At 57.5% G+C, this 8,525-nt stretch carries 7 protein-coding genes; 3 read left to right on the top strand and 4 right to left on the bottom strand.

Annotated features, from left to right (window positions below; genetic code table 11):
* Positions 1 to 84 precede the first annotated feature (84 nt).
* From WC597_RS16945 to WC597_RS16930, 4 genes are all read right to left on the bottom strand, one after another.
* A complete protein-coding gene (locus tag WC597_RS16945) occupies positions 85 to 1,185 on the bottom strand; it encodes an ABC transporter permease (RefSeq protein ID WP_229667583.1) in 1,101 nt (366 codons plus the stop codon).
* A gap of 355 nt (positions 1,186 to 1,540) precedes the next feature.
* Entirely contained in the window at positions 1,541 to 3,004 is a 1,464-nt protein-coding gene (locus tag WC597_RS16940; protein ID WP_039575413.1) for an efflux transporter outer membrane subunit, read from the bottom strand.
* 7 nt (positions 3,005 to 3,011) lie between these two features.
* Positions 3,012 to 4,583 carry an MDR family MFS transporter gene (locus WC597_RS16935; protein ID WP_372695206.1) on the bottom strand — a complete coding sequence of 524 codons (1,572 nt, stop codon included), beginning with the start codon at positions 4,581 to 4,583 and terminating at the stop codon, positions 3,012 to 3,014.
* Positions 4,580 to 5,707, bottom strand: coding sequence for an HlyD family secretion protein (locus tag WC597_RS16930; protein ID WP_054590305.1), 1,128 nt, complete (start codon positions 5,705 to 5,707; stop codon positions 4,580 to 4,582). The genes WC597_RS16935 and WC597_RS16930 overlap by 4 nt, the downstream gene beginning before the upstream one ends.
* Before the next feature lie 131 nt (positions 5,708 to 5,838).
* On the opposite strand from WC597_RS16930, the gene WC597_RS16925 reads away from it, so the two are divergent.
* The 3 genes from WC597_RS16925 to WC597_RS16915 form a co-directional block, all read left to right on the top strand.
* Complete coding sequence (locus tag WC597_RS16925; protein WP_052208277.1) at positions 5,839 to 6,327, top strand: MarR family winged helix-turn-helix transcriptional regulator; 489 nt, start codon at positions 5,839 to 5,841, stop codon at positions 6,325 to 6,327.
* Positions 6,328 to 6,332: 5 nt separating this feature from the next.
* Positions 6,333 to 7,922 carry an AarF/ABC1/UbiB kinase family protein gene (locus WC597_RS16920; protein ID WP_039575416.1) on the top strand — a complete coding sequence of 530 codons (1,590 nt, stop codon included), beginning with the start codon at positions 6,333 to 6,335 and terminating at the stop codon, positions 7,920 to 7,922.
* Positions 7,923 to 7,986: 64 nt separating this feature from the next.
* Positions 7,987 to 8,525, top strand: a 539-nt coding sequence (locus WC597_RS16915) for an NUDIX hydrolase (protein WP_372695202.1), incomplete at its 3' end; no start/stop codon positions are given.

Genomic DNA, 8,525 nt, shown 5'->3' with positions numbered 1-8,525 from the left:
CTAGGTTCAAATCCTGGTGGATAATGTGATCGCCAAATCGGGTTTTAAGATTCTCCACCCGAATAACGATGTCCGGATCGCAAATCATATTTCGAGCACGTTGAAGAGAATTGCAAAGGCGGCATCCAGAAGGATGATTGCGAATAGCGCTTGGACAACGGCGACGGTCACCCGCCCGCCCAGATCCTCAACATCTCCGCGTACCGAAAGGCCGTGGCGACATCCGGCAAGCGCAATCACAATGGCCAGCACCGGTACTTTTGCCATTCCAACCCAGAAGTGTCGGATATCGACCGCAGCCGAGAGTCGTTCGGCGAAATATGTCGGGCTCACGTCGAGTATGCCCCAGCTGACGACAAGCCCGCCTGCCAAACCAGCCAGCATGGCAACAATCGCCAGGAGGGGCATAATTACAAGCAATGCCAATACGCGTGGCACAACCAGCGCGTCGAACAGGTCGATGCCCATCACCTTCATTGCCTGCGTCTCTTGATTCATTCGCATTGCGCCGATCTGGGCCGCGAAAGTGGAAGCGGACCGACCGGCAAGTAGTATCGCGGGAATGAGGACGCCGAACTCGCGGAGGACGGATATGCCAACCAGTTCGACGACCAGTTCCGATGCACCCAATGTCTTGAGCAGATCGCTTCCTATGAGAGCCACTACTGCGCCGATAAAGAATGTCATGATCGCTATGAGTGGCAGCGCATCGAAGCCGGCCTTCTGAATTGACGACGCCAGTGCGATCAGTCGCATCCTTTTGGGATGTGCAAGAGATTTCATGAGCGCCACCTCAAGTTGCCCGAGAAATCGAGCGCTTGCGCCGATTTCCTGGACAGCTCGATAAACTTTTTGGCCAAGACGCACGTGAAATGGGGGAGTTTTGATAGGCGGGACATCGCGGTCGGCCATGGCCGAGCCCACCAGCGCGAACAGATCAGCAAGATTGGCGGGCAGGTCTGCGGTAAATGCCGCATTGGGTGCGAGAGTCAGGATGGCGAGCGCGCCTGCGCTGTCTATCCTTCCCAGGTTTCCGAAGTCGCTTGAGAAGGAGAGGTTCGAGGGACTCAGAACATGCCCGGAAAGGCCTGCGATCGAAATCGCTGTCCAGTCACCTTCAACGACCAACGTTGAAATGCCATCTCCTTCGCGAACGAAGATGTTCGGTGCTGTGCGCGCATTCATCGCAGCAAGTCTCCAACCGGTGTCGGGAGAGCGGATCGCCCGTGGCAACTCCCTCTCCCATAACCCGTCATCGAGCGGATCATGCCAGCAAGCGGGACCACTGACCCCACACATTTAACCATGCCGATCCACACATCGCGCCTTGCCTCAATGACATTATGTAAACGTCACCGTAGCGTTATATCAGGTCGCTTGCAAGGAGTATGCTGCGCACAAATCGGCCGACAGATCGTTTGAATAAGCACAGGATACTCTTGCTAAGGTTAGATAAAATTGTCAGTTGAAATCCCTATGAGATTCTTTCTGAACCGATATCGCACCTTGGAGTTCATATTAACGACACTCGTAGGTGACATTAAATCTTTGCTTGCACTTGCCATCCCAGGCCGAGTGATTTTTGCAGGGCGATCCATGACAGCGTGAGCGCCGCCTTTCCCCGGACGAGGTCGGTTGCCGCCTGCTGCTGTTTGCGAAGCGTGCGATTTAGGTCGGCGCGCGAGATCACTCCGCCGGCAAATCGTTGTCGATCAAGATCGGCTGCGCCATCTGCCTGGGACTTGATCTGCGCGAACGCCACCAGGGCAGAGCGCTGCTGGCTAAAGCGCGACAACGCGCGCTCGGCGTCCTGAAGTGCAGAAAGCACCGTCTTTCGATAGTTGGCAACTGCCTCGGCACGGACGGCGCTCGCCTGATCGACCGAGGCATCGACCCTTCCGAAATCGAGGAAGTTCCACTGCAACTGTGGAATGGCGAGAATTGACGGATTGCTCACATCAAAGAGATCGTCTGGCGACGTTCCGCCAAGTCCCAAGATTCCCATGAATGACAGCTTCGGAAATCGTGCAGCCTCCGCAACACCGATCCGAGCCGTTGCTGCCGCCAGGCTGCGTTCGGCCGCGCGGATGTCGGGCCGACGTGCGACAAGGTTGGAGGGGTCGCCCACGGCGACCTGTTCCGGCGGGAGGGGAACATCGAAGATCTGTTTCAGCGCTTCGTCCGTTGTCCCTGGGATCTGTCCAGCTAGAATGGCAAGCGCATCGAGCAATACCGCCGTGTCAGCTTCGGCCTCGGCGAGCTGAGACTTGAGCAGCTCGAGCTCGGCATTTGCATTGCCGAGAGGGAACAGGGGCAACACGCCTTGCTGATACCGTTGATAGGTTAGCGAGAGGGTTTGCTGCTGCAACTCGCACTCGGTTCGGTACGCTTTGGCTCGAAACTGGGCCTCGCGCAGGTTGACATAGGCATTGGCGACTTCGGCGGTCAGCTGGACCTTGGCATCCTCCACATTGGCAACCGCTGCCGCTGCCTGAGCGTTGCCGGCCTCGATCCGTCGCTGCGTTCCTCCTGCGAAATCCAGCTCCCAGTTAGCGTTGAGCCCGAGATTGTAGACACTGAGGCTATCATCCGCCTGTCCCTGCGGACTAACAGGCGCGCTCGCCGAAGGCGGGGCACTGTTCTGAATATCAAGGCCCGGCAAGCGGCCCTGAATAGCCGTCGCCTGGGTTCCAAGCGTCGGAAATCTTCCGGCCTTCTCCTGTCTCACGGATGCCCGCGCCTGCGCAATCCGCGCTTGCGCAGCCTGAAGCGAAGGATTGTCCGATAACGCAGCCTCGATAAGCCTGGTCAATTCCGGATCGTTCAAAAGGAGCCACCACTCTGCCAGCTCGGGCTCGGTATCGATGATGTTACCGCCGGCACGGACAAAGCCGTCATTTCGGTTCGCCGAGAATACTTCTGGAGGCCCGGCGTAGTCTGGGCCCGCAACACAACCGGCCAGCAGAAACGAGGCGAGAAGCGATATTACAGATTTTCTTATCATGTCAGGCTCAGTGCATCGAAAGGGAAACATTCTTGGGAAGCGGCTTCAAAAAGATGACCAAAGGAACGGTCATCAAGGTCAGGACGCCCATCACCAAGAACACATCATTGTAGGTCATTACGAACGCGTCCCGCTGGATGGTCCGGCCTAGCATCGACATGGCACCCTCCATCCCGCCGAAGCTTTTCGCGAGTTCATCAAGATAAATCTGGAGCGAAACACTGTTGGCATTCAGCGTCTCTTCCATGCGCCGGCTATGGTGCCAGATCCGCTGGTCCTGAAACGAAGCCAGTCCGGCCAAAGCGAAAGATCCTCCGAGATTTCGAGCGGCGTTAAAAATACCGGAGGCATCGCCAGCATCTGTCTTTGCCACTGAGGCTACGGTAGCCTGGTTCAGGAACATCATGGACAGAATCATACCAACACCCCGAATAAGCTGGCTTTCGATAAATACGGCGCCCCCAGATTCCGCGGTGAGGCTTATGCTGACGAAACAGCTGGCCGCCATCAGAAGCATTCCGACTCCGACGGCAATGCGGATGTGGAGCCTGCGGATCATGAAGGGCAGGATCGGCATAAGCACAAATGCCGGAATACCCATCCAAAATATAACGAGCCCGGTTTGAAAAGCGTTATAATCCGATATGATCGCAAGAAATTGGGGAATGACGTAGGTCGAACCATACATGACCATTCCCAGGGCGAGAGCCATCACCGCAACGCTTCCGAATTGGCGATTGAGAAGGAGGCGGAGTTTCAGGACGGGCTTCGACGCGTTCAGCTGCCCGTATATGAGTGAAGCGAAACCGATAACGGCAATGAGTGCCAGCCAGCGAATAAGAGCGGATTCAAACCATTCCTCGCGATGCCCCTCCTCAAGCAACACAGTCAAAGCGCCCAACCCCAGAATCAGGCCGGCAATGCCCGCCCAATCAGCATCGGTCAGATACTCCCACTTCGGCTCTTCGTGAGGAAGCCCGACGAATAGCAGCAGCAGCAGCACGGCGCAGATTGGAACATTGACAAAGAAGGCATAGTGCCAGCTCAAATTTTCGGTCAGCCAGCCACCGATCAGCGGCCCCATGACCGGACCCAGAATCACTGTCATGCCGAACAGCGCCATGCCGATCGGCTGTTGATGGGGCGGCAATCTTTTCGCCACGATGGTCATCGCAGTCGGTATCAGCGCACCACCCATGAAACCCTGACCCGTGCGACCGATGATCATGGTCGTGAGGTCGGTCGCCATACCGCAAAGAATTGAAAAGCCGGTGAACGCGGAAACCGCAATGATGAGCAGATTTCGCAGTCCAAAAAGGCGTTCAAGCCAGGCGCTAAGCGGAATTACCACGATTTCGGCTACGAGAAATGCGGTGGCAATCCAGGTTCCCTCGGTGCCGCTGGCTCCGATTTCGCCCTGGATCACCGGAAGCGCGGAATTGACGATAGAGATATCGAGTGTTGCGAGCATGGCGCCAAGTGCACCCGCTGCGACCGCTATCCACGCGGTGATATCGGCATTCCGCCTTTCTGCAGTCGGAGTACCAGAGGCGCTGTTCGATGCCAACTCGGCGGTCATTTGTCGGTACTCGAGATCTCTTTCAGCTCTCCGGCAGCGTTTCGCGTGTCGACAACTGCCACAACCGACATGCCCGGGACGAGCAGACGACGCACTTTGGGCGAGGCTATTATCGCGATACGAACCGTTATCCGCTGAACAATCTTGGTGAAATTCCCTGTGGCGTTTTCGGGCGGCAGGATCGAAAATTCTGCTCCGGTTCCGGGCGAGATGCTCTCAACGCGTCCGGCAATCTCAAAGTCGGGAAGTGCGTCGACCTCGAGCCTGACCGGTTGCCCCGCCCGCAAAAGGCCGACCTGCGTCTCCTTGAAATTAGCGATGACGTAGATTTCGTTTACCGGAACCACCGTCATCAATCGCTGACCGGGCTGAACGAATTGGCCGACCCTTACTGTTAGATCGCCAACGCGACCTCCCTTGCTGGCTCGCAGCAGAGTCGATGTGACATCTAGGTCGGCCGCTTCCAGCTGCGCGCGGGCCGCGTCAGCTTGGGCTTCGGTCTGGTCGATCTGTTTGAACAAGGTGGCCCTCCGACCGTTGGCGGCAGAGACTGCTGCCTGGGCAGCAACAAAGTCGGCGTGCGCTTGCTGCGCCTGTGTCTCATATTGTTGAAGCTTTTCTCGCGGCTCCGCACCGGTCGCGGCGAGGGGGCGATACCTCGCTACCTGCTCATTGGCGAGGTCGAGCGCCGCGCGCTTGGCGGCGAGTTGGGCCCGCGCCTGCCGAATCGCTGAGTCCTGTTCGGTTACTTGCGAGCGGATTGTGTCGGCGCCGGCCAGCGTCGCCGCAATTTGCGCACGCGCCTGTTGCGCCTGGGCTCTATAATCTCGCACATCCAGTTGCACGAGCGCCTCGCCGGGACTGACCCGCCCGTTCTCAGAGACGAGCACCGCGTCCACGTATCCGGCCACTTTTGATGAAACCACAACGCTGTCGGCCGCGACATAGGCGTTGTCGGTCGACTGCATGTACTGCCCATAGGTGACATGCCTGTAATACCACCAACCACCTGCAATCAGCGCAGCAGTGATGGCTATGATGAGGATGAGGCGAAATTTGGGTTGCGATTTCAGGCTGGATGCGGGCGCGCGATCCTGTTCCCGCTCATTTGGTTCGTCGGTCATCTGCCTCTTTCGAAGGATTTTGGACATGTGCTAAGTCGCTTCATGGCGTGGCGTAGACCGTTCCATCCGGTTAGTAAAATCGTTTAGTAATTTGCGTTTTGGCATTCCCACGAAACGGACTAGGCAGCGGTATGAACGCAAATCTCGACACAATGCCGCCACGGCTTCGCGAAGGCGCCCTCACCGACGACGACCGTATGCTATATTTGATGGACGAGATTAGTCGGGGGGCGAGGCGCGCTTATGACGCACGGATTGCCAAGATTGGCCTCAATCAGACGCAGTGGCGCATCATCGGACAACTTCTCCGCGAACCATCGTTGACGCAGGCCGGAATTGCCAAGCGACTAGAGTTGGAATCCGCCACGATCGGTCAAGCCGTCGCTGGCCTTTGTGGGAAAGGATTGATGGAAAGGCGACGAGCCAAAACGGACGGCCGGGCATGGCAGCTCATCCTGACCCAGGAGCTCGACAGGTTGTTGCCCCAACTGAGAGAATCCGCGGACGGGCTGCATAGGGTCCTATGGCGGAACGCCACGCGCGACGAAAAACGGACGTTGCTGGACATTCTTGTGCGGATTGCGTCGAATCTCGATCAGAGCCGGACCGATGCGGAATAGGACATATGCCTGGGTTCCGAGATAAACCGATAGGAGACATCGCACGCGCCGCCGAGATAGGACAGATTCTTGTCCGGCACGGCGCCAAAAGCCTGGCGGGCGCTCTCGGAGTCATTCCGCATCCGGCCAAGTCAATCGATCCAGGTGAATTGCGGCCGGCGGCGGTCGTCGCACTCCTGCGCGACATTGGTCCGGTCGGAATAAAGCTTGGACAGCTGCTGGCGACGCGCAGCGATCTGTTTTCCAGGTCCTGGATTGCTGCCTTCGCGACGCTCCACGATCAGGTTTCTCCGGTGCCATTCGAAGAAATCGAGCCCATCCTTGCCGCAAGCTGGGGAGCTGACTGGCGAGGGGAATTCACCCAATTCGATGAACAACCACTGGCTTCGGCTTCGGTAGCGCAGACCTACTCTGCTTCGCTGCTCGACGGCGCCGACGTTATCATAAAGGTGCGGCGTCCGGGCACTGCCGCGCGAATGGAGGCCGATGTGCGGCTCCTGACGCGCCTCGCCGCCGTTGCCGAGGATCGATCCCCTGAAATCGCCCGCTATCGCCCCGTAGAGTTCCTGCGAACCTTCGGCAGAAATCTTGCCTGGGAAATGGATCTGGCAGCAGAAGCTCGTGCATGCGAGCGTATCGGTGGCTATCTTGATACGCTTGGGATCAAGACTCCAACAATTCATTGGGAACTGACGGGGATACGGGTCAACGTCCAGGAGCGGCTGTATGGAACGCCCGCGTCTGCGATCGAGGCCGAATCGACCGACCCACGCGTGGCGGCGTTCGCGAGACAATATGCGAATGCAGTCCTGCGCATGATCATTCTGAATGGCGAATTTCATGGCGATCCGCATCCAGGCAATGTTTTCCTTATCGGGGAACAGGATGTGGGCTTTATCGACTTCGGATCGGTCGGCACTCTCACAAAGGCGAGGCGCGAGGAACTGGTACGACTTGTCATGGCTATAGCCGACGAAGACACAGCAGACGTCGCGAACGTGTTGCTCGAATGGGCTGGAGATCCGAAAGTTGACCGTGATGGGCTCACCCAGAATTTGGACCAGCTGATCGGTGAGTTCAGGGGAACGGTCCTTTCGGGGATTGAGTTCTCGCATATTTTCAGCCGCGTGTTCGATCTCCTGCGAGACTATCAGCTCGCACTTCCGCCTGATCTGGCGATCCTTCTTCGAACATTGCTCACGGCGGAAGGGTTTGCGCGTTCCTTTGCGCCTGACTATAATATCGGGGAGGAAACACGCCCCATCATGTTGGAGCTGTTCGCAGAAAGATTCTCCCTTGGCAGGAATCGCGCCAATTTAAAAAAAGTTCGCCGACAACTCCTCGCCCTAGCGGCGATCATGCCTGACCTTCTCGATAACGCCGCCGCTATAGCCAAGTCCGGGCATGTGCCTGTCCAGATTGATCCGGCAAGTTTTGAGAAGCTCGCAGCCATTCGCCGCGCGAGCCAGCCTGTCAAAGGTCCTGTGGCGGCCGCACTTATCGTCTCCGCGGCGCTGCTTGCGAATCAATCCTGGGTGCTTGCAAGTGTTGCAGTGGCTCTTGCCGGGTTGGTTCTTCTGCGCAAATGGCGATAAGATCGTTGCTCAGCTTGAACGGGCCAGCGTCCAATATCAGGCCAACTGAGAACTGGAGTTTATGATGACACTGCAGAAGCCAGTCGATCCGGTCCCCGCAGCCACCATGCTGTTGCTTCGCGACGAGCCGGAGTTCCAGGTGCTGATGGTCAAGCGGCATCACCAGATCGATTTTGCATCCGGCGCGCTGGTCTTTCCCGGTGGAAAGCCTTCTGCTGCCGATGAAGCGCCTGAATGGGCCGATTATTGCAGGGGCTGGAAAACGCTAGATCCTACGCAGCGCACCCTTCGGATTGCCGCGATTCGTGAAGCCTTTGAGGAAGCAGGCATCCTGCTGGCCGATCATCGCGACGGTAGCGAGTTCGAGGATATTTGCGATCTTGAAAGCCGCAAAGCCGTCGAGCGAGGCGAGCGCGAATTTTTCGACATTGTGCGCGAGGCCGATGTGCAACTGCGCCTTGATCGCCTGAGCGAGTTCGCGCGGTGGATCACGCCCAGCTTTATGCAAAAGCGCTTCGACACTCATTTCTTCGTCGTTCGCGCCCCAGAGCGCCAGATCGCAGCATGTGATGGATATGAAACCGTTGATGCGGAATGGCTTTC

The sequence above is a fragment of the Brevundimonas sp. genome (assembly GCF_041648115.1).
Classification (GTDB): domain Bacteria; phylum Pseudomonadota; class Alphaproteobacteria; order Caulobacterales; family Caulobacteraceae; genus Brevundimonas.
This window is presented reverse-complemented; position numbering and strand designations above follow the sequence as displayed.